Origin of the sequence: Xanthobacter lutulentifluminis, assembly GCF_043194675.2 — a bacterium.
In the GTDB taxonomy this organism is placed as follows: Bacteria; Pseudomonadota; Alphaproteobacteria; order Rhizobiales; family Xanthobacteraceae; genus Xanthobacter.
Window position 1 is genome coordinate 2,720,032 of record NZ_CM195525.1, and the last position, 22,647, is coordinate 2,742,678.

General features: G+C 71.3%; 9 protein-coding genes. 5 read left to right on the forward strand and 4 right to left on the reverse strand.

Going from position 1 to position 22,647, the window contains the following annotated elements; translation table 11 throughout:
- Positions 1-10: 10 nt before the first annotated feature.
- Positions 11-9,223, reverse strand: coding sequence for an SDR family NAD(P)-dependent oxidoreductase (locus V5F49_RS12465; RefSeq protein ID WP_394115493.1), 9,213 nt, complete (start codon positions 9,221-9,223; stop codon positions 11-13).
- A 267-nt stretch (positions 9,224-9,490) separates the two neighbouring features.
- On the reverse strand, positions 9,491-10,984 hold the full coding sequence (locus tag V5F49_RS12470; RefSeq protein ID WP_509210677.1) for a peroxidase family protein: 1,494 nt from the start codon (positions 10,982-10,984) through the stop codon (positions 9,491-9,493).
- A 346-nt stretch (positions 10,985-11,330) separates the two neighbouring features.
- On the opposite strand from V5F49_RS12470, the gene V5F49_RS12475 reads away from it, so the two are divergent.
- The 4 genes from V5F49_RS12475 to V5F49_RS12490 all read left to right on the forward strand — a co-directional run bounded on the left by V5F49_RS12475 (position 11,331) and on the right by V5F49_RS12490 (position 16,470).
- Positions 11,331-12,467: a helix-turn-helix transcriptional regulator gene (locus V5F49_RS12475; protein ID WP_394115491.1), complete on the forward strand. Its 1,137-nt coding sequence runs from the start codon at positions 11,331-11,333 to the stop codon at positions 12,465-12,467.
- 117 nt (positions 12,468-12,584) lie between these two features.
- Positions 12,585-14,324 carry a di-heme-cytochrome C peroxidase gene (locus V5F49_RS12480; protein WP_394115490.1) on the forward strand — a complete coding sequence of 580 codons (1,740 nt, stop codon included), beginning with the start codon at positions 12,585-12,587 and terminating at the stop codon, positions 14,322-14,324.
- The gene (locus V5F49_RS12485; RefSeq protein WP_394115489.1) at positions 14,308-15,564 is read left to right on the forward strand and encodes a cytochrome P450; all 1,257 of its coding nucleotides are present in this window, start codon (positions 14,308-14,310) and stop codon (positions 15,562-15,564) included. Before V5F49_RS12480 ends, V5F49_RS12485 begins: the two co-directional genes overlap by 17 nt.
- 18 nt (positions 15,565-15,582) lie before the next feature.
- On the forward strand, positions 15,583-16,470 hold the full coding sequence (locus tag V5F49_RS12490; RefSeq protein ID WP_394115488.1) for a hypothetical protein: 888 nt from the start codon (positions 15,583-15,585) through the stop codon (positions 16,468-16,470).
- 115 nt (positions 16,471-16,585) lie between these two features.
- Here V5F49_RS12490 and V5F49_RS12495 read toward each other — a convergent pair whose 3' ends face one another.
- Positions 16,586-17,902 carry a lytic murein transglycosylase gene (locus V5F49_RS12495; RefSeq protein ID WP_394115487.1) on the reverse strand — a complete coding sequence of 439 codons (1,317 nt, stop codon included), beginning with the start codon at positions 17,900-17,902 and terminating at the stop codon, positions 16,586-16,588.
- A 271-nt stretch (positions 17,903-18,173) separates the two neighbouring features.
- Between V5F49_RS12495 and galU the strand changes: the two genes are divergently transcribed.
- Positions 18,174-19,061, forward strand: coding sequence for a UTP--glucose-1-phosphate uridylyltransferase GalU (gene galU, locus V5F49_RS12500; protein WP_394115486.1), 888 nt, complete (start codon positions 18,174-18,176; stop codon positions 19,059-19,061).
- Positions 19,062-19,123: 62 nt separating this feature from the next.
- Here the strand turns inward: galU and V5F49_RS12505 are convergent, their stop codons facing one another.
- Positions 19,124-22,603, reverse strand: coding sequence for an indolepyruvate ferredoxin oxidoreductase family protein (locus tag V5F49_RS12505; RefSeq protein WP_509210678.1), 3,480 nt, complete (start codon positions 22,601-22,603; stop codon positions 19,124-19,126).
- Positions 22,604-22,647: the final 44 nt, after the last annotated feature.

Sequence of the window (22,647 nt, forward strand, 5' to 3'; positions counted from 1 at the left end):
GGGGTGCCGGTCACGCGGTTTCCTCCTCTTGCGTTTCCTCGATCACGGCGCAGTCGCCCCCCACACCCATGCGATCGAGGATCTCCTCGAGGAAGCCGCGCCCTTCCGCCTGCGTCAAGGCGGTGCGGTCGAAGCCGATGCGGTAGGCGAGGCCGTCGGCGCTCTGGAAGGAGCGCACGTCGATCTCGTTGATCATGTAGCGCAGCAGTCGCGTGGACAGCGGCGCCACCTTGATGAGGCCGAGGTCCAGCTCCTCCGCCTTGCCCTGCCGCTGCAGCGTGGAGGTGGTGGCGCCGCGGGCGAAGCGCTCCGGCGCCTGCATGCCCACCATGTAGAGGCTGAGGTAGGAGCCCTTGCCCACCAGCTCGTCGTGCAGCGGCCCGTCGCCGCAGGTGTAGTCGAACGGCACGTAGGGCATGGAGCGGTTGATCTGGTCGGAAAGGCTGGCCGCCAGATCCTCCAGCTTCGGCATGCGGCGGGCCGGGGCGCGCAGCAGGGTGGTGCCGGCGACCCAGGTGATGAAGTTCTGCAGCCGGCGGTCGGTGCGCATGGCCACCGGCACGCCCACCATCACGTCCTCCCGGTCGCCGCGGGCGGCGAGGGTCTGGGTGTAGGCGGCGAGAAGGAGGGATGTCTCCGTGACGCCGGAGCCGCGGGCCCGGGTCTGCATCCGCTGCTGCCCCTCGGCGGTGAGGAAGGCGAAGATCTCGCCCGCCGGGCCGCCGTGGGTCAGGTCCAGGTTGGGGGCGAGGCCCTTGGCCTTGCGGCCGAAGTCCGGCAGCTGGGGCGGGTCGTCGCCGTAGAGGTCGCGCAGGTAGGCATTGCGCTCCGCCATGAAGGCGGCGTCGGTGGCGCGCTCGAAATCGTTCACATATTCGGCGACGCCCATCTCCGCCTGCGGCAGCGGCAGGCCGAGGAACGCCTGGAACAACTGCTCCACGAACACGCCGAGCGACCAGCCGTCGAACACCGAGTGGTGCCCATGGGCCACCACCACGTCGCCGTCGTCCGCGCCGCGCAGCACGGTGATGCGATAGGGCGGGTTGGAGAACGGGTCGAGCTCGTCGTCCAGCAGCCGGGCGAGGCGCGCGTCGATGGCGGCGGCGTCGGCGCCGGGCAGCTCCTCCACCACGATGGAGGGCTCGCCGGGGGGCAGGATGAGCGCGCGGGCCTGCCCGTCGTCACCCAGCACGAAGCGGGTGCGCAGGGCCTCCTGCTGCCCCTCCACCAGCCGCAGGGCACGCCGCAGGCGGTCGATGTCCATGCGGGGCGAGATGCGGAAGGCGCGGCCGATGGTCCAGAACACTCGGTAGGCGTGATTGGTCTCCGGCTTCACCAGCGAGCGCAGCAGCAGCCCCTGCTTCAGCGAGACGGGCACCTCGCGCTCGCCGCTGACCCGCACCGGGACGGATACCGGCGCGCTGGCCGGCGCCACCGCGGGCGCGGCGCGGCTTGCCGCGTGGTGCGCGGAGGCCGCCGGAGCGTGCCACGCGGTTCCGCCCACGGTGGCGGCGGCCCCGGTGAGGTCGGCGAGGGCGGTGGCGAGGGCGGCGACCAACGCACGGGCGGTGTCGTCGCCGAACGCCGCGGTGTCGAGGCCGAGCCGCAGGACGAGGCCGGCCTGGTCCGCCGCCGCGTCGAGCCGGATCTCGGCGAAGGGATCGCTGAGCGCCGCGAGCGGATCGGCGATGCCGAGACTGGAGGCCGCCTCCAGCGCCGCGCGGTCGCGGAAGGCGAAGCCCACCTGCCCGAGCGCCGCGCCGGCGGCATTCAGGCGCTGGGTGATCAGCGCCTCAACCGCCGCCGTGTCGAGGGCGCGGTGGTCGCGCATCATGGCAAGGCGCTGGCGCACCCGGCGCACCAGCCGCTCGGCCGGCGCGTCCAGCGTGTCGAGCAGCACCGGCACGCTGGTTGCGACCGGGCCGATCAGGCCGGCGGGCCGGGCGGCGTCGTGGCAGTCCACCACCAGCCGGTCGGCGCCGGTGACCGCCGCCAGCGCCCGCGCCAGGGCGGCGAGCAGGAGCGCTTCCTGCTCCTCGCCGGAGAGGGCGGAGAAGCCGGGCAGGGCGATGCGCGCGTCGAGATGGCCCACCGCGCCGCGATTGATGCCGAAGCCCGCGGGGGCGAGGGCGAGGGTGCGGCCGGGCGCCGGCAGCGCCTTCGGCGGCAGGCGCAGCACTTCCTTCCAGAACGACATGTGGCCGGAGTGGAGGGTGGTGCCCTCGGCCGGGCGCTCCGCTGCCGCGAAGGCGGTGAAGGGCGCGCCGGCGGGCGGCGCAGCGGCCGTGGCGGCAACCAGCGCCGCGAGGGCGAGGTGCGCAGAGAGCGGATCCGCGGCTGCCCGGTGGGCGCGGGCGTGCAGCGTCAGCGCTCCGTCTTCGGCCTTGGAGAGACCGAAGCGCCAGAGCGGGCCGGGCAGGGTCACGGGCGCGAGGCTCGCCGCGTCCTTCACCCATTCGAGGTCCGGCGCCTCGCCGATGACGACCGCGCCCTCGGCGGTGGCGGTGAGGCGCAGGGCATCCTGCGCGGCGGCAAGGCTCGCCAGCGCCTGGGCCAGCGCTTCGAAGCCGAGCGCGGGATCGCAGGGACGGGAAGCCGCCACCTCCAGCCCCGCGCGGGCGACGGTCGAGGTCATGGGCCGGGCGGCGAGCGCGAGCAGCGTCTCCTGCCGCACCAGCGGGCGGAAGGTGGCGCCGGCACCGGCGGATCCGCTCCCGGCGGAGCCGTCCGCTGCGGCGGCGGCGCTGGCGGCGCGCGCCTTCTGCGTCGCCTCGAAGGTGGCCGCCACCACGCCGGACAGGCCGGTGACGGTGGGCGTCTGCAGGAACTTGGCCACCGGGATGTTCACATCCACATGGGCCTCGATGCGGTTCTTCAGCTCGAACGAGGAGAGCGAATCGAGGCCGAGCTCCGACAGGCGCCGGTCCGGCGGGATGTCGGAGGGGGACACCTTCAGCACCTTCGCCACCTCGGAGCGGATGAGATCGGCCAGAAGGCCTTCCCACGCCTCGCGCGGGGCGGCGAGCAGCTCGGCCTGGATGCGCGAGCGGCCGCCCGCCCGCTGCGCCAGCAGCGGCTTCACGCGGGCGCTGCCGGCGGTGCGGGAGAGGGCACGGCCGATGGCGGCCCAGTCGGCGCGGGCGAAGCCGAGATTCTCCTCCTCCGCCCGCAGCATGGTGCCGAGCGCGGCGGCGGCCTCCACATCGGGCAGCGGCTTCATGCCGATGCTCTCGAGGTAGTTGCCCAGCGCCTCCGAGCGGGCGACGAAGCCCGACCCGGCGATGGAGCCCCAGGCGGCGGCGGAGCCCGCGAGCCCGCGCCCGCGGCGGAACGAGCCCATGGCGTTCAGCACCGAGTTGGCGGCGGTGTAGTTGGCCTGCCCCGGGCTGCCGAGGATCTGCGCCAGCGAGGAGAAACCGACGAAGAAGTCGAGGTCGGCGCCATGGGCCGTGACTGCGCGGTGGAGGTTCCACGCGCCGCCCGCCTTCGGGCGGATGACGCGGGAGATCTGTCCGGCATCCAGCTGGCTGACGAAGCCGTCCTGGATCACCGCCGCGCCATGGACGATGCCCTTCAGCGGCTTGTCGGACGCGGCATGGGCCGCGATCAGCGCATCCACGGCCGCGGTGTCCGTCACGTCGAGGGCGACCGGCACGATCTCGGTCCCGCGCGCGGCGATGGCGGCAAGGATGGGCTCGGCGGGCTCGTCCGGCGTGCCGTTGCGGCCGGCGAGCAGCAGGCGGCCGGCGCCGTTGCGGCTGAGGAAGTCGGCGACTGTGACGCCGAAGCCGCGCAGGCCGCCGGTGACGAGATAGCTCGCATCGGCGGAGAAGCGCATGGGCTGGTCGAGGTCGATCTCCACCGCCACCGCCGGCTCGTCGAAGGTGAGCACCACCTTGCCGATGTGCTGGGCCTTGGAGAACAGGCGCATGGCTTCCGCCGCGCGCGACACCGGGAAGCGGGTGGCGACCAGCGGCACGTAGCGGCCCTCCGCCACCTTGGCTTCCACCGCGCGGAGCAAGGCGGCGAGGCGGGCCGGACGCTCGTCGGCGATGGTGGAGAGGTCGATCACCGAGTAGGAGTTGTTGTAATACAGGGACTTGAGCCCGATGGGCTTGTCCTGCGCGAGGTCGCGCTTGCCGATCTCCACGAACCGGCCGAACGGCGCGAGGCATTCCAGCCCCTTGTCGATGCCGGCGCCGGAGAGGGCGTTCAGCACCACATCCACGCCGCGCCCGCCGGTGGCGGCGCGTACCCCTTCGGCGAACTCCAGGCTGCGGGAGTTCATCACATGGCTGATGCCGAGCTCGCGCAGGTAGTCGCGCTTGGCGTCCGATCCGGCCGAGGCGAGGATCTCGGCGCCGATGTCCCGCGCCACCTGGATCGCGGCGAGGCCCACGCCGCCGGTGGCGAGGTGCACCAGCACCTGCTCGTCGCCGGCGAGGCGGCCGATGTCCACCAGCGCGTAATGGGCGGTCATGAAGGCCGCGGGCAAGGTGGCCGCGTCCTCCAGCGGCACACTGTCCGGAACGTGCATCAGGAAGCGCGCGTCGGCGGCGGCGAAGCGGCGCAGGAAGCCCTTGCCCATGCCCATGACGCGGTCGCCCGGGGCGAAGCCGCTGATGCCCTCGCCCACCTGCCGCACCGTGCCGGCGAACTCCAGGCCGAGGTTGCGCCACCACGCGCCGGGGCCTTCTGCCTCGTCGGGCAGGATGCCGGTGGCGGCCATGATGTCGCGGAAGTTGAGGCCCACCGCCGCGACTTCCACCACCACCTCGCCCGCCTTGGGCTTGGGCATCGGGCACTCGCGCAGCACCACGTTGTCGATCAGCCCGGGGCTGGTCATGGTGACGGTGAAGTTGGCCTTCTCGCTGGCCGGGGCGATCACCCGGTGGCGCGGCGCGAGGCCCGACAGGGGCCCCTGCCGGAGACGCGGCGCCGAGCGCTCGGTGCCGCGCAGGACCAGCTCGGTCTCGTCGCTGTCCTCCAGCACCGCGCGGGCGAGGGCGGCGCTTTCCGCGAAGGCGGCAGCGTCCGCATCCACATGGCGGACCACGAACTCGGGGCATTCGTTGCCGATGGTGCGGGTGACGCCCAGCAGCGCCGAATCCGCGAGGCCCTCCGGCGCCATGGGGCCGTCGCCGGGCACCCGCCGGCTGGCGTGCCCCAGCACCACCAGCGCCGGGTGCAGCGGCGCGGCGCGCAGGCGGTCCATGGCCTGGCCCAGGGTGACGAGGCCGAAGGATGCAGCCTCCACCGCGGTCACCAGCGCTTCGGTGGAGAGGGTCTCCTCGGCACCGAGCCGGGTGCCGGCGGTGCCGGCGAAGACGATGCCGGCGAGCCCCTGCGGCGCGGCGAGCCTCTGCTCGACGAGCGCGGTGACGGCATCCGCCTGCATGGCGGTGAAGATGTCCGGCGCGAGGGTCTCCGAGGTCGCGCCCAGGCCGGCCAGCGCGGCGGCGAGCGGCGCGGTCTCGCCGGCATCGCCCGAGATCACGAGCCAATGACCGAGGCGCAGCGGCGTGTCCGGCTTGGCCGGCGCCGGCTCGAACGTCTCCTCGATCACCGTCGAGCCGCCCTCGCCGCCGGCCGCCTTGACCGCGCCGAGGGTCTTCACCTGCAGGTTCTCCACTGCCAGCAACGGCGTGCCATCCGGCGCGAAGACGCGGTAGATTCCGGTGTCGTCACGCGGGTCGGTGAAGAACTCGCAGATCACTTCCGGCGGCAGCGGGCCGGCCACCATCACCTTGCGGATGCCGATGGGCAGCATCAGCTTGTACTGGCCGGCGACGGCGTCTTCCTCTGGTAAAGGCTCACCCGGGATCCACAGGCCGGCCTCGACGTCGTCCACGATCAGTCCGGCCTGCAGCACCGAATCGAACAGGCCGGGGAAGGCGATGAAGCCGTCACGCTTGGCCGCCTCGGCGCTGGAGATGCGCGCCACCGCATGGCGCGGGCCGGGCAGCCACAATTCCTCCACCGCCTGGAAGCTCGGCCCGTAGTCGAGCCCGTGGCGGGCGGTGAGCCGGTAGAAGTCCTCGCGCGCGATGGCCGGCGCGGTGTCGAGGATGGCGCGGTCGAAGCGGGGGGCGGGCAAGGTGAAGGGGTGCTGCCAGCCATAGGCCTCCACCCGCAGGCGCCAGTCCTCCTCCGTGTCGCGCTTGAGGGAGGAGATGCGCAGCCGGTTGGTGATGGGGTCGAACGAGGTGCGCATCAGCACCACGTCGTCCGAGCCGATGGACAGGGCGTCGTAGATGCGGAAGTCGCGCAGCTCCACCGGCGCCTCGCCGAACAGCTCGCGCAGGGCGCCCGCCATCATCTCAACATAGCCGACGGTGGGGAACAGGCAGTCCCCGCCGGGACGGTGATCCGCCAGGAACTTCAGGCTCTTGAGCGTGATCTCGTTGGTCCACGAGGGCTCCGGCCCGGTCTCGCGCCAGCCGAGCAACGGGTGGCGGTCGCCGTCGAACAGGAACTGGCGCGCCTCCAGCGGCAGCTGCACCAGCCGCTCGGTGGCCCAGGGGCGGCGCGGCAGCGGCAGGTGCTCGTCGCGCGTGGCGCCCTCCATCCAGTCGAAGGAGACGCCGTTGACATAGAGCGTGGCCATGGAGCGGGACATGACGAGCCGGTCATCGCCCTGCCGTTCCAGCGAGGACACCGCCACCACGGAGGCGTTGCGCTCCTGCGCGATGCCGTGGATGAGCGGCGTGACGGTGCGGTGCGGCCCCAGCTCCAGGAAGGCGTCGATGCCGAGATCCAGGCAGAAGTCGATGGCCTTCTTGTAGCTCACCGGCTGGCGCAGGTTCTGCCACCAGTATTCGCTGTCGAAGCAGGTCTCCAGCACGCCCGTCACGGTGGAGACGATGGGCAGGGACGGCGGCTTCCAGGAAATCTCGCCGAGGCCGGCGCGGAAATACGCCTCGCAATCGTCGAGGTGGGGCGAGTGCCAGCCAAAATCCATGGTCAGGCGGCGGGCGGTCACGTCCGGATAGAGGCGGCGCACCTCGTCCAGCACGGCCTCCACGGGGGCTTCCATGCCGGTGATGGTCTGGGCGGTGGGGCCGTTGTAGGCGCCCACCACCACGGTGCCGTCGTCGGGCAGCAGAGGGGCGAGCTGGTCGTAGGTGATGCCCAGCGTCGCCATGGCGCCGCGCCGGGTGCTCTGATGCGGGATCAGGCCGCGGTGATAGATGATCTTCGCGCAGGTATCGAGGTCGATGCAGCCGGCGATGTGGGTGGCGGCCACCTCGCCGAAGCTGTGGCCCACCAGCAGCTCGGGGGTGAGCCCGCGCTCGCGCCACATGCGGTAGAGGCCGACCTGGTTGGAGAAGATGGCCGCCTGGGTCACGTCCGCGTCGTTGACCCGGCTCGACGCCTCGTCCCTGGTGATCTCCTCGATCACGGACCAGCCGGTGTAGGGCTTCAGCGCCTCGTCGAAGGTCTCGACGAAGCTGCGGTAGGTCCTGTCCTCTGTGAGCAGGCGGCGGGCCATGGCCCACCATTGGCCGCCCTGGCCGGAGAAGGTGAAGGCCAGGCGCCGCGGCCGGGCCCGGCCGGTGATGATGTAGGGCGCGATCGCCTCGTCGACGGGCGCGTCCGCGCCGAGCGCGAGGATGCGCAGCTTCAGCGGCAGGTCGTGCGCCCCGGCATCGGCCAGGATGGCGGCCCGCTCCGTCAGGTGGTCGCGGGTGTTCTTCAGGGCGCCGGAGAGGGTTTCGTAAGGCACGCGCTCCAGCGGGCCGCCCTCGTCCACCGCGTCGGCCAGCTCCTCCGCCCACAGGCCGAGCGCGGCCTTGCCGTTGGCGGACAGCGGGAGGAACACCGGTCCTTCGTCGGTCGCCGGGCGGGCGCGCTGATCGGCGCGGGGGCGCTTGCCGCTGCCGCGCCAGCCCTCCACCGCCACCGAGGCGTTGGTGCCGCCGAAGCCGAACGAGTTCACCACCGCGAGGCGCGCCTCGTTCTCCACGTCGTAGGGCATGGGTTCGACGGGCACGGCGAGGCCTAGCGCGTCGAACGGGATGTTCGGGTTGGGCGTGGCGAAGTTCAGGTTCGGCGGCACCACCCCGTGGTGGGTGGAGAGCACGATCTTGATCAGGCCGGCGATGCCGGAGGCCGATTCCAGGTGGCCGAGGTTGGGCTTGAACGAGCCGACCCGCACCGGGCGGTCCACCCGGTGGGCGCCGAACACGCGGCCGATGGCGCTGGCTTCGATGGGGTCGCCCACCGGCGTGCCGGTGCCGTGCGCCTCCACATAGCCCACGTCCTCCGGATCGATGCCGGTGCGGGCCACCAGCGTCTCCAGCATGGCGGTCTGGGCCACGTCGCTGGGGGCGGTCAGGGTGGGGGTGCGGCCGTCCTGGTTCACGGCGGAGCCGCGCACCACCGCGTAGATGCGGTCCCCGTCCGCCACCGCGCGGGCGAGCGGCTTGAGCATGATCAGGCCGCAGCCCTCGCCGCGCACGAAGCCGTCGGCGCGGGCGTCGAAGGTGTAGATGGCGCCGGTGGCCGAGAGCATGTTGGCGCTGGAGAAGGCGATGAACGGCCCGGGGTCCAGCATCAGGTTCACGCCGCCGGCCAGCGCCACGTCGCAGGTGCCCATGGCGAGGTGGCGCATGGCCTGGTCCACCGCCACCAGCGCCGAGGAGCAGGCGGTGTCGAGGGCGATGCTCGGGCCCTTCAGGTCGAGCCGGTGGGAGATGCGGTTGGCGGCGATGGAATAGGCCGATCCGGTGCCGGCGAAGATGTCGGTGGCGACGCGCCGGTAGCGCTGGCTGTAGCTGAAGTCGGACGTGGAGATGCCGACGAACACGCCGGTGCGGTTGCGCTGCAGCGTGCGCAGCGGCACGCCGGAATCCTCGATGGTCTCGTAGGCCACCTGCAGCAGCAGGCGCTGCTGCGGGTCCATGGAGATGACCTCGCGCGGGGCCATGTCGAAGAAGGCGGGATCGAACTGGAAGACGTCGCCGGCGAGGAAGCCGCCCCACTTGGAATAGGAGCGCCCGGCGCTTTCCGGGTCGGGATCGTAGTAGTTCTTGATGTTCCAGCGGTCGGACGGGATCTCGCGGATGCCGCACCGCTTGCCCAGGAGGAAGGACCAGTAGCCCTCGGCGCTGGTGATGCCGCCGGGAAACCGGCAGCCGATTCCGATGACTGCGACGGCCTCCGTGTCCTGGCTGGTTCCGACCGCACGCGCACCGCCGTCGAGAAGGTCCAAGCTGTCCATGGGAGGCGCCCTGGTTCGCAAGATTGCCGCAGCGCAAACTATGCTTAGCGCAGGTGATCTGTCACCTGCTTTGGCATGCAGATCGCGAGAAAATTAAGTAAATGCCGGCAAATTAGGCAGATTGAGGCACTATTGTACCTAATATCTGCAATATTCATCGTTGGCATCATCTTGGCAATTGGCGCGCGTGACGGGGAAGGCCAAGGCTCCGGTGCAGCGCACACCGCCGTCTCCGGTCCCGCGCGGAGACGGTGGGGCGCGGCGGCATCAGGCGTGGTCTTCTTCCGCCGCCAGCAGGATCAGGTCGCTCAGGGAGAACCGTTCGAAGTCGGGCGGCGTGCCGGGGACGAGGATGGAGGCATCCGAGTGCCGGGCCAGCGTCACCAGCGTTTCAGCCACGATCCGGCTGCCGACGGGACCTAGGTGCCGGCCCGCCGGTCCCTCCGGGTTTCCCGCCTCGGCGAGGATGTAGAACCACAGCGGGGTCGCCTCGCAGAACGGCAGGGCGGCCACGCGCTGGTGGTCCGGCAGGGCGGCGAGCAGGGTGTCGTCCCGCAGCGGCCTGAGGCCGAGGTGCCGCGCCACCGCCTGTCCCGATGGCAGGCCCAGCCGGAACCCGCGGAACAGCCGCTGCGCCGCCGCCGCCTCCACGCTCTCGGGCGCGCCGGCAAGGTTGGTATCCAGCCGGCGGGCGCGCTGCGGGGCTTCCGCCTCCAGCGGCAGGAAGCCTTCCCAGCCGATCAGATAGTGCTCGGGCAAGCCGCTCGCCCGGCCACCGCCCGCCAGCGCGGCGCGGGTGGCAAGGGCGGCCTTCTCCGCATTGCGGAAATTGCCGTTGTAGTCATAGCTCGGCCGCGCCATCACCGGCGCCAGCTCGAACGCGGCGGCGGCGAACTCCACCGGCATGAACAGGGAAGCCGGCCGTTCGACCCGCCACAGGCGGGGGCCGTCCTCCAGCACCTCCTCCAGCACGTCCGGCGCGCACAGCTTGGGCAGGAGGTCGTGCAGAACCATCCACTGGTAGCGCCGGCGCAGCGCGCGCCGCGCCGCCTCGAACGCCTGGCCGGAGGTGATGAGGGCGTTGTGCGCCTTCAGGAAGGCCACGTGCAGCTGGCCCAGCATCAGGCTGTCGTCGCAGCGCGCGTCGCTGGCGCGGGGCAGCCGGTCGCGGCCGGGATCGGCGCTGCGCGGGTGGCGCGGCAGGTCGTTGCGCAGGCCCCTGCGCGGCGGGCGCGCGTGCGCGCAGCCCCTGGGCTTCGGCGAGACGTCGCCCACCAGCATGCGCCGCACCGCCCCCGGATCGCGCGGGGCATCGTAGACGCTGTCGAGGTCGAGGCCGCCCGAGCGGCGGTTGAGCAGGCCCGAGAGGCTCGGCAGCGGCGCGTAGGCCTCCGCCCCGGGGCGCGGCCCGTCGTTGGCCCGGCGCTCCCAGATGAGATCGTTGCGCACGAACTCGACGAGGTAGGTGTAGGCTGCCGGCAGGTCGCCGTCGCCATCGGACCGCGCGCGGGGGGGCGGCGCGGGCGCCGGATCGGCCATGACGGCGGCGAGGCGGGCGAGGTCGCGCAGCGTGCGCGGCTCTGCCGGCAGGCGGTGCGCTTCGCCGGTGAGCGCCGGGAACATGCGGCCGAACCCGTGATCGCTGGGCCGCGCGCCGGCCTCGAGCGCAAGCGCGCGCACACGATCGCCGATGCTCGCCCGCAGCGGTCCGCGCGGCTCGTCCGCCCCGGCGCACATGTCCAAAGACCTTTCGAAATGCATTCTGTGTCGGTGTCCTGTTGGCCCCTTGCGATCAGGGCAGCACGCCGCGCCATCGCGCAGCATCCTGCGAATGGGGGATGAGGTCGGCGCCGGTGTCTTGCAGCCTGAGGTGGTTGTGCAATGCTGCGGCCGGAGTGGATGACCGCTTCGGCGTTCACGGCAGGGACGGGTCGCAAGGCCCGCCGCACCCGGCTCCGGGCTCCGCCTTCCGCGGGCTCCGGAGCTGCCATCGCGCCGGCCGGCTCTCGCGGGGATGAGCCTCGGCGGTCCATCGGATCAGGCGTTGCGGCGCTCCGGCCCGTCCGGAGGCGGCAGCGCGCGGAAATGACATGGAACCGGGCGAACTATGGGCGAACTCGATCAATATTCCCGCCTCATCGGCGACGTGTACGAGCTCAGCGGCGACCCCTCCCAGTGGGGCATCCTGCTGGAGGGCGTCACCCGCTTCGTGGATGGCCGCGTGGGCCAGCTCGCGGTCTTCAGCCTCAAGCAGCAGACGCGGCCGACGTGGCGCGTCTGGGGCCACGACCACAATGCCTACAAGACCTTCCTCTACCGCCACGCCACCGAGGACCCGCGCCTCAGCTACATCCTCTCCAACCCCGGCCGCGTGATCTGCGGCGAGGACGGCGTGGACCCCGAGCAGTTCCGCGCCTCGCCCCTGTTCCGCGAGGTGGTGGAGCCCATGGACATCGAGCACTCGCTCGTCTCCTACTTTGCGCAGGAGGCCGACGTGATGGCCACCGTGTGCGCCATGCGCGGCCGCTCGCAGGGTCCGTTCGCATCGCAGGAAAAGCAGAAGCTGGGACTGGTGGTGCCGCACCTGCGCCGCGCGTTCGAATATTACGCGCTGCTGGACGAGGCGAAGGCCAAGGTGGGCGACATCGCCGCCGCCCTCGACATCGTCGATGCCGGCATCTTCCTGGTGGATGCGGACATGCAGGTGGGCCACATCAACCGCGCCGGCGAGACCATGGTGCGCGAGGGCGACGTGGCGGTGCGCGGCGGACGCCTCGCGTTCCGCGACGACAAGTCCTCGCGGCAGGTGGCGGCGGCCGTCGCGCTGGCGCTCGCGGCCGCCCGCGGCGAGGCGAACCTGCCCCATGCCGAGCACATGGAGGTGCCGCGCCACGATGCCGACAGCGGACCGTTCCGGGTCTCGCTGCATCCCCTCCCGGCGGGCGAGGGGCCGGCGCGGCTCGCCACCCGGTCGCAGATCGCGGTGGTGGTGCGCGCGCCCGGCCGCAGCGGGGCCGACGTGGCGCGCCGGCTGCAGACCACCTTCCGCCTCACCCCGTCCGAGGCGGCGCTGGCCTCGGCGCTGGCGGTGGGCGCCTCGCTCGCCGATTTCGCCCAGCAGCGGAACGTGGCCATGTCCACGGTTCGCAGCCAGCTCAAGGCGCTGTACGAGAAGACCGACACGAATCGCCAGGGCGAGCTGGTGGCCCGGCTGCGCGAGAGCCTCGACCTGTCGCTCGTCTGACACGGTGACGGGCGAGGCTCGCTGACGAAGCATGCGCCGGCCGTCCGGCCGGCGCAGGGGCGTCGGGGCATCATGGCCGGGGCGTTGGGGCCGGGGACGATCTTTTTGGGGGAGACGATGCAGGGGCGTAAGGCTTTCATCCTGCTCGCGGGTCTGGCGGGCTTCATCGGCCTCGCCGCCGCGACCGACGCGATCATGGCGCGGCGCGAGGCGGCGCAGACCGCGGGGCCGCCCAAGGTGCTCGACCAGGGCTGGTCGCAGGCCATGCGCGAGCAGTTCTATTATACCCCCCAGGGCTCGCAGCTGCTGCCCTACACCTTCCTGCGGGCGCTGGAGCAGCCGTTCGGCGACAAGCCCTTCCTCGATCCCGCCCACATGGCGCAGATGGGCTTCGTGCCGGCGGATGGTCCCTCGCCGCTGAACCGTGACGCGCTGCCCGTCGGCTTCGCCCGTGACCCGCGGCCGGGCGACGCCTTCGGCCCGATGGTGGGCATGACCTGCGCCGCCTGCCACACCTCGGACATCGAGGCCGGCGGCGTGCGCATCCGCATCGACGGCGGCGCCTCCCAGGCCGATTACCAGCTGTTCATGGGGCGCCTCAGCCAGGCGCTCGACGCGACGCTGGCCGACCCCGCCAAGTTCCAGCGCTTCGCGGCGCGGCTGGTGGCGGCGGACCAGAAGCAGGTGCGCCCGGCGCTGGAGGCGACGGCGGCCGAGATCCGGCGGCTCGAGGCCGTCTCCTGGAGCCCGGTGCCCTATGGTCGCGGGCGGCTCGACGCGTTCGGCCACATCCTCAACGCGGTCGCGGCCGACGCGCTCGGCGAGCCCGCCAACTTCCGCATTCCCGATGCGCCGGTGAGCTATCCGTTCCTGTGGGGCACGCCGGCCCAGCGCTACGTGCAGTGGAACGGCGTCGCCGGCAATCCCCTCGGCCGCAATCTCGGCGAGGTGCTCGGCGTGTTCGGGCATCCGAGCTTCGCCGGCGGCAACGTGCCCGCCTTCTCCTCCACCGCGCTGCTCGACAATCTGGTGGCGCTGGAGGCCTGGGTGGCCACGCTGAAGCCGCCGCCGTGGCCGGAGAAGGAGCTCGGCAAGGTGGACGCCACCAAGGCGAAGCGCGGCGCCGAGCTGTTCGCGGCCCACTGCGCCGGCTGCCACGGCGGGCCGGAGTATCGCTACACCCCCGCGGCCGAGACCGAGGGCGGGCGCCAGTGGCTGGCGGTGACGATGGTCGACTTCGCCAAGGTGCAGACCGACCCGAAGATGCTGGCCAACTTCACCGGCCGCTTCGCCCGGCCCGGCCTGCTCGCCCCGCTGCTCGCCAACGCGCCGCACCTGCCGGACGGACAGGTGCCGGCCGGCGCCGTGCTGCTGGCGGCGGTCAACGTCATCACCGAGAACGACCTGCGCGCCCGCGGCATCACCGGCGATGCCCGCAAGGCCGCCTATGGCTGGCGGTTCGCCCCCGGCAGCAGCGCGCCCCAGTCGGGATGGCTCTCGCCCGCTGGCTACAAGGCCGGCCCCCTCGCTGGCGTGTGGGCCACCGGACCGTTCCTGCACAACGGCTCGGTGCCGACCATCTATGACCTGCTCTCGCCGGAGAACGAGCGGCCGGCCCGCTTCTACGTGGGCAGCACACGCCTTGATCCGGCGCGGCTGGGCTTCGTCTCCACGCCCGACGAGCTGTCGGACAAGGACAAGGCGAGCCTCTCCCTGTTCGACACCAGCCTGCCCGGCAACTCCAACCGGGGCCACGCCTTCCCCGATCCGGCGGTGGCGCGGCTCTCGCCGGATGATCGCTACGCCATCATCGAATATCTCAAGATCCTGGAGGGGCCGGATGTCCGCCGCCACTGAGGCCGTCTCGACGACGCCCTATCTCGACCGCCTCGCCGCCGTGCGTCCGGCCGAGCGCTGGCCGCTCGCGCGCGACTGGATCTCCAGCGAGCCGCGCGCCTTCTTCGCCGAGCTCCGGGCCCACGCCCCCGTCTACGAGACGCCGGACGTGACCCTCCTGGCCAAGCGCGCGGACGTGATCGAGGTCCTGTCCGCGCCCAGCGTGTTCACCGTGGATCTCTACAAGCCCAAGATGGGCGACTTCATGCTCGCCATGGACGAGACGGTGGTGAACTACCGTGACAAGGCGGTGATGCGCGCCATCCTCGCCTTCGACGACCTGCCGCGCATCCGCAGCCTCGCCGCGGCTACGGCCGATGCCGCGCTCGATGCCGCCGGGACGGAAATCGAGGCGGTGCAGGGCCTTGCCCGGCTGGTGCCGCTGCGCATCGTGCAGCAGGTGTTCGGCATCGCCGGCCCGGACGCCGACCTGCTCGAATGGTCCTATGCCAACCAGATGGACCAGTTCAACAACCTGCCCTATGACGGCCGCCCCGACGCCGACGCCATCCATCAGGCGGCGGAGGACAGCCGGGTGAAGCTGCGGGCCCTGTTCGCCCAGCTGATCCCCGCCCGCATCGCCGCCATCAAGGCCGGCACCGCGCCGGACGACAGCCTGACGCGCATCCTCTCGCTGAACCTGCCGGCGGCGGACCATTTCGGCATGGACCGGGTGGTCATCAACATCGGTGGCCTGCTCATCGGCGCCATCGAGACCACGGCGGAAGCCGCCATCAATGCGCTGGCGGAGCTGTTCTCCCGTCCGGACGTGCTGGGCGCGGCGCGGGCGGCGGCGGTGGCGGACGATCCAGCGTTCGACGGCTATGTGTGGGAGGCGCTGCGCTTCTCGCCCATCGTCGCCTTCATGTTCCGCGAGGCGGCCTCAACCGCCACCATCGCCGGCGGCACGGCGCGCCGGAAGGTGATCGGCAAGGGCACGGTGCTGCTGCCGCTCAGCCTCTCCGCCATGTTCGATCCGGATTTCGTGCCGGAGCCGGAGGCGTTCCGGCCCGACCGGCCGTTCAACACCTACCTGCATTTCGGCTACGGCCACCACGAATGCCTCGGCCGCTATGTGGGCGGCACCATGATCCCGGAGATCGTCAAGCGCGTGCTGCGCCGCCCCGCGTCCCGGCCGCTGGCGCCGGTGGACATGGGCGGCACGCCGTTCCCGCAGAGCTACCGCATCGGGCTGGACTGAGGCAGGGCCGGAGCGGCGATGATGGATGCGCCCCCCGCCATCTGCCAGACGGTGGACCTTGCCCGGCTCGCTCCGGCGACGCTTGAGCAGCGCCGCGCGGCGGCCCGCGGCCGGCTCGGGGAGACGCTCTATTTTCGCGCCGGGGACGATCTCCTGTCCTTCCCCGCCGCCTACGCCCTCACGGTGCCGGACCTCGCCCGCTTCGGCTGCGTCGCCCGCACCCGCGAAGTGGCGTTCGCCTTCCGCCTCTCCGATCTCGCTCCGGCGGGGGAGGGGGCGCCGGAGCCGGCCGCGAACGGTGGCCCCGCCCCGGTGGCACCCGGATCGGAGTCAAAGGGCAGCGCGGCTATCGCGGGCACCGCCAAATCCGACGCTCCTCAATCGCACGTCGCGAACTCCACTGGGCAGGCAACCACCAGCGCGGCTGCCATCGCGTCCGGGGGGGCGACTCGTGCCGTCTCAGCAAGCGATCAGCGTGACGCGGCCCAATCCGCCGCCTCCGGCCGGTCGGTGCAGGGGGCGGGGCCGGAGGACATGGTCGTCCGCGTCGTCGCCCTCCATGTGGGCCGGCACGCGGATTTCATGGGCATGACGCGGGCCATCGCGGCCGTCCGCAAGGAGGAGGCGCGGCGCGGCTTCGTCTATGCGCTGGAGCGGTTTCCCACTCCGGCCGGCGACCGGCTGGTGCGGATCTCGGAAGACCGCTGCCTCATCCTCAGCCTGCCGCCCGACCCCGGGGCGCCGGGCGCGGTGGTGGACATGCGGTTCCAGAACGAGGAGTGGTCCGCCGTGGTGGAGGTGCCGGCCGGCGCGGCCTCCCGCTGGGAGGCGGTCTATGCCGGCATCGAGCGCTTCCTGGCCGTCCATCTGGTGCGGAACTCCTTCCGTAAGTCGCCGCCGAAGTAGGTGCCCACGTCGCCCCGAGTAGTGCCCCGCTTGGCTACCCACGTATCCGACGCCTGAAACGACAACGCCCGCCGGGGGCACCGGCGGGCGTCGGGGAACGGGGGGCGTCGGCTGCCTACCGCCGCAGCTGCTGCAGCAAAGCGAGGTTGGGATAGCCGTCCGGCACCGCGCCGGCGCGGGCCTGGTAGTCCTGGATGGCGACGCGGGTCTTGGTGCCGAGGATGCCGTCCACGTTGCCGATGTCGTAGCCCATCTGCGCCAGCCGGCTCTGGATCTCGATGCGCTCGGCCTTGGAGAGGCCGCGCTCCTCCTTCGGCCAGGGCTGGGCAAAGGCGTTGCCGCCGCGCAGCCGATCGGCAAGGTGGCCGATGGCGAGGGCGTAGGCGTCGGCCGGGTTGTACTTCAGGATGGCGTCGAAATTCTTCGTCATCAGGAAGGCCGGGCCGTTGGCGCCCGCCGGCAGCAGCAGGTAGGCGGTCTCGCCGCCGCGCGGGAAGCCGGTGCCGCCCGGACGCCGCAGGCCCATGGCGTTCCACTCGGAGAGGGTGCGCTTGATGGAGCGGTTGGCGTTGCGATAGTCGAACCCCTGCGGGATCACCACCTCATAGCCCCAGGCCTTGCCGAACTCCCAGCCGTCCAGCTTCAGGTTGTTGGCGGTGGAGGCGATGATGTCCGGGATGGAATCCACCACGTTGCGCTTGCCGTCGCCGTCGAAGTCCACGGCGAAGCGCTGGAACGAGGTGGGCATGAACTGGGTGGGGCCGAACGCGCCGGCCCACGAGCCCTTCATGTGGTCGTAGGGCACGTCGCCCTTCTCCAGGATCTGGAGCGTGGCGATGAACTCGTCACGGAAATAGTCCTGCCGCCGGCCGATGCAGGCGAGGGTGGCGGTGGATTCCAGCACGTTGCGCCGGCCGATGCCGTCGGGATCGCCATAGGTCGATTCGATGCCCCAGATGGCGGCGACGGCGTAGCGGTCCACGCCATAGGCCTTCTCCACCTTCTCGAAGATGGGCTTGTAGCGCTCCAGCACCTCCCGGCCCTTCTTCACCCGCCAGTCGGTCACCAGCATGTTCACGTAGGCGCCGATGGGCTTGGAGAATTCCGGCTGGGCTTCCATGAACTCCATGAGCTTCATCTGCGGCTCGAGCTGCGCGGTGTAGCGCTCGAAGGTCCGCTGCGAGACGCCCTTGGCCTGCGCCAGCGGCCACATGGAGGCGATGCACTGGGGGAAGTTGGCCTGCGCCTGCGCCAGCGCCTGCGGCGTCATCAGCGGATGACCGCCGCCCGCAGCCGGGGCCTGCTGGCCCAGGGGCGGGAAGCCGAAGATGGAGCCGGTGGTCTGCGCCTGCGCGCGGGCCGGGGTGATGAGCGAGGCCGCTGCCAGCGCGAGCATGGCGCACACGGCGCCCGTGCGGGTGTTCGGAGCCATCGCGAAGCCTTTCATTTCGGCACGGGCATGCCCGGCCCTTTCTCCTGTCCGTTTAGGCCTCTACTGGGCGTCAATATGGTTGCGCCGCGGTTAATGGAAGGCAAGTTTTTGCAGCACGGCCCTTGCCGGGGCGTGGCGAGCGTTCTTAGGTAGCCGCGGGCTGCTTTGCGCTCGCCGCCGGTGCGCCAAGACCGGGATGTCGAACAACGGACACGAGCGCGCGACAAAGCTGTGCTACAGGCCCGTCGGCATTCACAAGGGGCGGTATTTGATGCGTCAACCCATTCGCAAGGCGATCCTTCCCGTCGCGGGCCTTGGCACCCGCTTCCTCCCGGCCACCAAGGCCGTTCCCAAGGAGATGCTCACCGTGGTCGACCGGCCCGTGGTGCAGCACGTGGTGGACGAGGCCCGCGCCGCCGGCATCGAGCACATCGTGTTCGTCACCGGCCGCAACAAGGCGGTGATCGAGGACCATTTCGACCGCCAGTTCGAGCTGGAGCGCACCCTCGAGGAGCGCAACAAGAAGAAGGAGCTGGAGCAGCTCGACCGCGACACGCCGAAGGCGGGCACCACCTCCTTCACCCGCCAGCAGCTGCCGCTGGGCCTCGGCCACGCCGTGTGGTGCGCGCGCGACATCATCGGCGACGAGCCGTTCGCGCTGCTGCTGCCGGACATGCTGCACATGTCGAAGACCGGCAAGGGCTGCCTCGCCTCGATGGTCGAGGCCTATGACGAGACCGGCGGCAACATGATCGCGGTCTACGAGGTGCCCGACGACCAGACCCACCAGTACGGCATCGTCGGCGTGGGCGAGGAGAAGGCCCGCGGCGCCCGCGCCATCACCCAGATGGTCGAGAAGCCCAAGTCCGGCACCGCGCCGAGCAACCTCGCCATCTCCGGCCGCTACATCCTGCAGCCCACCATCTTCGACCTGCTCGCCAAGCAGGAGAGGGGCGCCGGCAACGAGATCCAGCTCACCGATTCCATGCTGAAGCTGAAGGAGAGCGAGCCGTTCTTCGCCGTGCCGTTCGACGGGGCGATCTACGATTGCGGCTCCAAGATCGGCTTCCTGATGGCGAACGTGGCCTACGCCCTCTCGCGTCCGGACATCGAGCCGGAATTCCGCGCCGAGCTGACCGGCCTGCTCGGCGTCCGCTGAGCTAATCCGATCCAGCGTGCAGAAAGGCCGGGCGCGCGCCCGGCCTTTTCGTTTGCCCCGCCTCACTCCGCCGCGATGGCGGGGCTCTGCGGCGGGGCGCGGAAGCGGGCGAGGAGGGCTGCCTCCTCGGCCTTTGCCGCCGTAAGGTGGCGTTCCTTCACCGGCCCGAAGCCGCGGATCTTCTCGGGGATGGAGGCAATGGCCACCGCCACGGCATGGTTGCCGGCGTCGAGGGCAGTCACCAGCTCGCTGACGGTGCTCGCATACTCGGAAATCAGCGCCCGCTCGGTCTTGCGCTCGGCGCTGTAGCCGAAGATGTCGAAGGCGGTGCCGCGCAGGCCCTTCAGCTTCGCCAGCAGGCCGAACGCCTTGAGCATCCAGGGGCCGAGCGTGATCTTGCGCGGCTCCCCGGTCGTCGGGTCGGGGCGGGCGAGGAGCGGTGGGGCGAGGTGGAACTCGAACTTCAGCTCCCCGTCGAACGCCGCTCGCGCCTGGGCGAGGAAGGCGCCGTCGGCATAGAGCCGGGACACCTCATACTCGTCCTTGTAGGCCATCAGCTTGCAGAGGTTGCGCGCCACCGCCTCGGTGAGCCCGCTGCGGCCGGGGGCACGCGCCGCCTCGGCGGCTTTCACCTTGTCCACCAGCGCCTTGTAGCGGGAGGCATAGGCGGCGTCCTGGTAGGCGGTTAGCTCCGCCACCCGGCGGGCGATCACCTCGTCAAGGCTTTCCGACAGGCGGCGCGCCTCGCTCGTCACCTCGCCGCCGGGGGCGGCGACGGCTTCCACCGCAGCCGGATCATGGGCGGCACGGCGGCCCCACAGGAAGGCGGCCTTGTTCATGGCCACCGCCTCGCCATTGAGCTCGATCGCCCGCTCGATGGCGTCCGCGGAGAGGGGCAGGGCGCCGAACTGGTAGGCGTAGCCGACCATGAAGATGTTCTGCGCCAATGCGTTGCCGAACAGCCGCTCGGCGAGGCGGCTGGCTTCGATGAAGTGGGTCTGCTCCGCGCCCACCGCCTCGCGGATGGTGCGGCGGATGCGCTCGGTGGGGAGCGAGTAGTCGGCGTTGCGGGTGAAATCGCCCGGCAGCACCTCGTGGGTGTTCACCACCACGATGGTCTGGCCGGGCTTCACCGCCGCCAGCACCTTCTTGGTTCCGGCCACCACCAGATCACCGCCCAGCACCACGTCGGCGCCGCGCGCCGGCACGCGGATGGCGGTGATGTCGGCGGGATCGTTGGCGAGGCGGATGTGGCTGTAGACCGCGCCGCCCTTCTGGGCGAGGCCGGCCATGTCGATCATGCCGCAGGCCTTGCCTTCCAGGTGCGCCGCCATGCCCAGGATGGCGCCGATGGTGACGACGCCGGTGCCGCCCACGCCGGTGGCGATGATGCCGTAGGTGCCGTGGATCTCCGGGTGCGCCGGCTCCGGCAGCTGCGGCCACTCGCCGGCGCCTCCCGCCGCTCCGGCGCTCTTCTTCGGTCGGGCGCCATGGACGCTGACGAAGGAGGGGCAGAAGCCCTTCACGCAGGAGAAATCCTTGTTGCAGGAGGACTGGTCGATGGTGCGCTTGCGGCCCCATTCCGTTTCCAGCGGCTGCACCGAGACGCAGTTGGACTTCACCCCGCAATCGCCGCAGCCCTCGCACACCCGCTCGTTGATGAGCACCCGCGTGTCCGGATCGGGGTAGAGGCCGCGCTTCCTGCGGCGGCGTTTCTCGGCGGCGCAGGTCTGGTCGAAGATGAGCACCGAAACGCCCTGAACTTCGGCAAGTTCACGCTGTACGAGTTCAAGTTCGTCGCGGTGGTGGATGGTGAGGCCGGCGGGCCAGAGGGTATTGGCCGGGTACTTGCCCGGATCGTCGGCGACGACCACCACCCGCTCCACCCCTTCCGCCGCCACCTGCCGGGCGATGACGGGGACGGTGAGGTCGCCCTCGTGCTTCTGGCCGCCGGTCATGGCGACGGCGTCGTTGAACAGGATCTTGTAGGTGACGTTCACCCTGGCCGCGACCGAGGCGCGCAGGGCGAGGTAGCCGGAGTGGTTGTAGGTGCCGTCGCCGAGGTTCTGGAACACGTGGCCGCGCTTGGAGAACGACGCCTCGCCGATCCAGTTGGCGCCTTCCCCGCCCATCTGGGTGAAGCCGGTGGTCTCCCGGTCCATCCACTGCACCATGTAGTGGCAGCCGATGCCGGCATAGGCGCGCATGCCCTCCGGCACCTTGGTGGAGGTATTGTGCGGGCAGCCGGAGCAGAAATAGGGGATGCGGGTGGCCACATCGCCGGTTGAGGCGAGCACGCGCTGGGCTTCCTCCAGCTCGGCGACGCGCGCGGCGATGTCGGGGATATGGCCGTAGGCCAGAAGCCGCCGGCCCAACTGGATGGCGATGTCGTTGGGGTCGAGGGCGCCCTTGACCGGGAACAGCCAGCGGCCCTCCTCGTCCTTCTTGCCGATGCAGACCGGCTGGTTGGCGGTGCCGTACAGCTCCTCGCGCACCTGCACCTCGATGAGGGAGCGCTTTTCCTCCACCACCATGATGAGGTCGAGGCCGCGGGCGAATTCCCGCAGGCCCTGCGTCTCCAGCGGCCAGGGGCAGGCCACCTTCCAGATGCGCAGGCCGAGATCGTTGGCGCGCACCTCGTCGATGCCCAGCTCGTCGAGCGCGAGGCGCACGTCGAGGTAGGACTTGCCCACGGTGGCGATGCCGATGCGCGGGCGCTGTCCGCCGGAAGTGATGAAACGATTGAGATGATTGGCGCGCAGGAAGTGCAGCACCGCGTCGCGCTTGAACTCCTGGAGACGCTCCTCCTGCGCCAGCGGGGTGTCGCCGAGGCGGATGCTGAGGCCGCCGGGGGGCATCTCGAAGCCCAGCGCCGGCTCGATGCGCACCCGGTCGAGGCGGCCGTCCACGATGCCGGTGGATTCGATGGTGTCCTTCACCGCCTTCAGCCCGACCCAGGCGCCGGAGAAGCGGGACAGGGCCCAGCCGTAGAGGCCGTAGTCGATGATCTCCTGCACGCCCGCGGGGTTGAGCACCGGGATCATCACGTCGACGAAATGGAATTCGCTCTGGTGGGCGGTGGTGGACGATTCGCAGGTGTGGTCGTCGCCCATCAGCGCCAGCACGCCGCCGTGGCGGGACGTGCCGGCATTGTTGGCGTGGCGGAACACGTCGCCGGAGCGGTCCACCCCCGGCCCCTTGCCGTACCACAGGCCGAACACGCCATCGTACTTGCCCTCGCCGCGCAGCTCAGCCTGCTGGGAGCCCCAGATGGCGGTGGCGGCCAGATCCTCGTTCAGGCCCGGCTGGAACTTGATGTCGTTGGCTTTCAGGATCTTCTCGGCGCGCAGGAACTGCTGGTCGAGCCCGCCGAGCGGCGAGCCGCGATAGCCGGTGACATAGCCCGCCGTATTGAGCCCGGCGCGGCGGTCGCGCTCCTTCTGCATCAGGGCCAGGCGCACCAGCGCCTGGGTGCCGGAGACGAACACGCGCTCCTGGGAAAGGTCGTACTTGTCGTCGAGCGAAACAGGCTTCAGGGCCATCGGCGCCTCCGGTGGGACGCGGCTTGCCCGGGCTGTGCCCGGAC

Bases quoted from the DNA above. Each gene is read 5' to 3' on its own strand.
- V5F49_RS12465 (WP_394115493.1), bottom strand. From the start codon at position 9,223: ATGGACAGCTTGGACCTTCTCGACGGCGGTGCGCGTGCGGTCGGAACC.
- V5F49_RS12480 (WP_394115490.1), top strand. From the start codon at position 12,585: ATGCAGGGGCGTAAGGCTTTCATCCTGCTCGCGGGTCTGGCGGGCTTC.
- V5F49_RS12485 (WP_394115489.1), top strand. From the start codon at position 14,308: ATGTCCGCCGCCACTGAGGCCGTCTCGACGACGCCCTATCTCGACCGC.
- galU (WP_394115486.1), top strand. From the start codon at position 18,174: ATGCGTCAACCCATTCGCAAGGCGATCCTTCCCGTCGCGGGCCTTGGC.
- V5F49_RS12495 (WP_394115487.1), bottom strand. From the start codon at position 17,902: ATGGCTCCGAACACCCGCACGGGCGCCGTGTGCGCCATGCTCGCGCTG.
- V5F49_RS12505 (WP_509210678.1), bottom strand. From the start codon at position 22,603: ATGGCCCTGAAGCCTGTTTCGCTCGACGACAAGTACGACCTTTCCCAG.
- V5F49_RS12475 (WP_394115491.1), top strand. From the start codon at position 11,331: ATGGGCGAACTCGATCAATATTCCCGCCTCATCGGCGACGTGTACGAG.
- V5F49_RS12470 (WP_509210677.1), bottom strand. From the start codon at position 10,984: ATGCATTTCGAAAGGTCTTTGGACATGTGCGCCGGGGCGGACGAGCCG.
- V5F49_RS12490 (WP_394115488.1), top strand. From the start codon at position 15,583: ATGATGGATGCGCCCCCCGCCATCTGCCAGACGGTGGACCTTGCCCGG.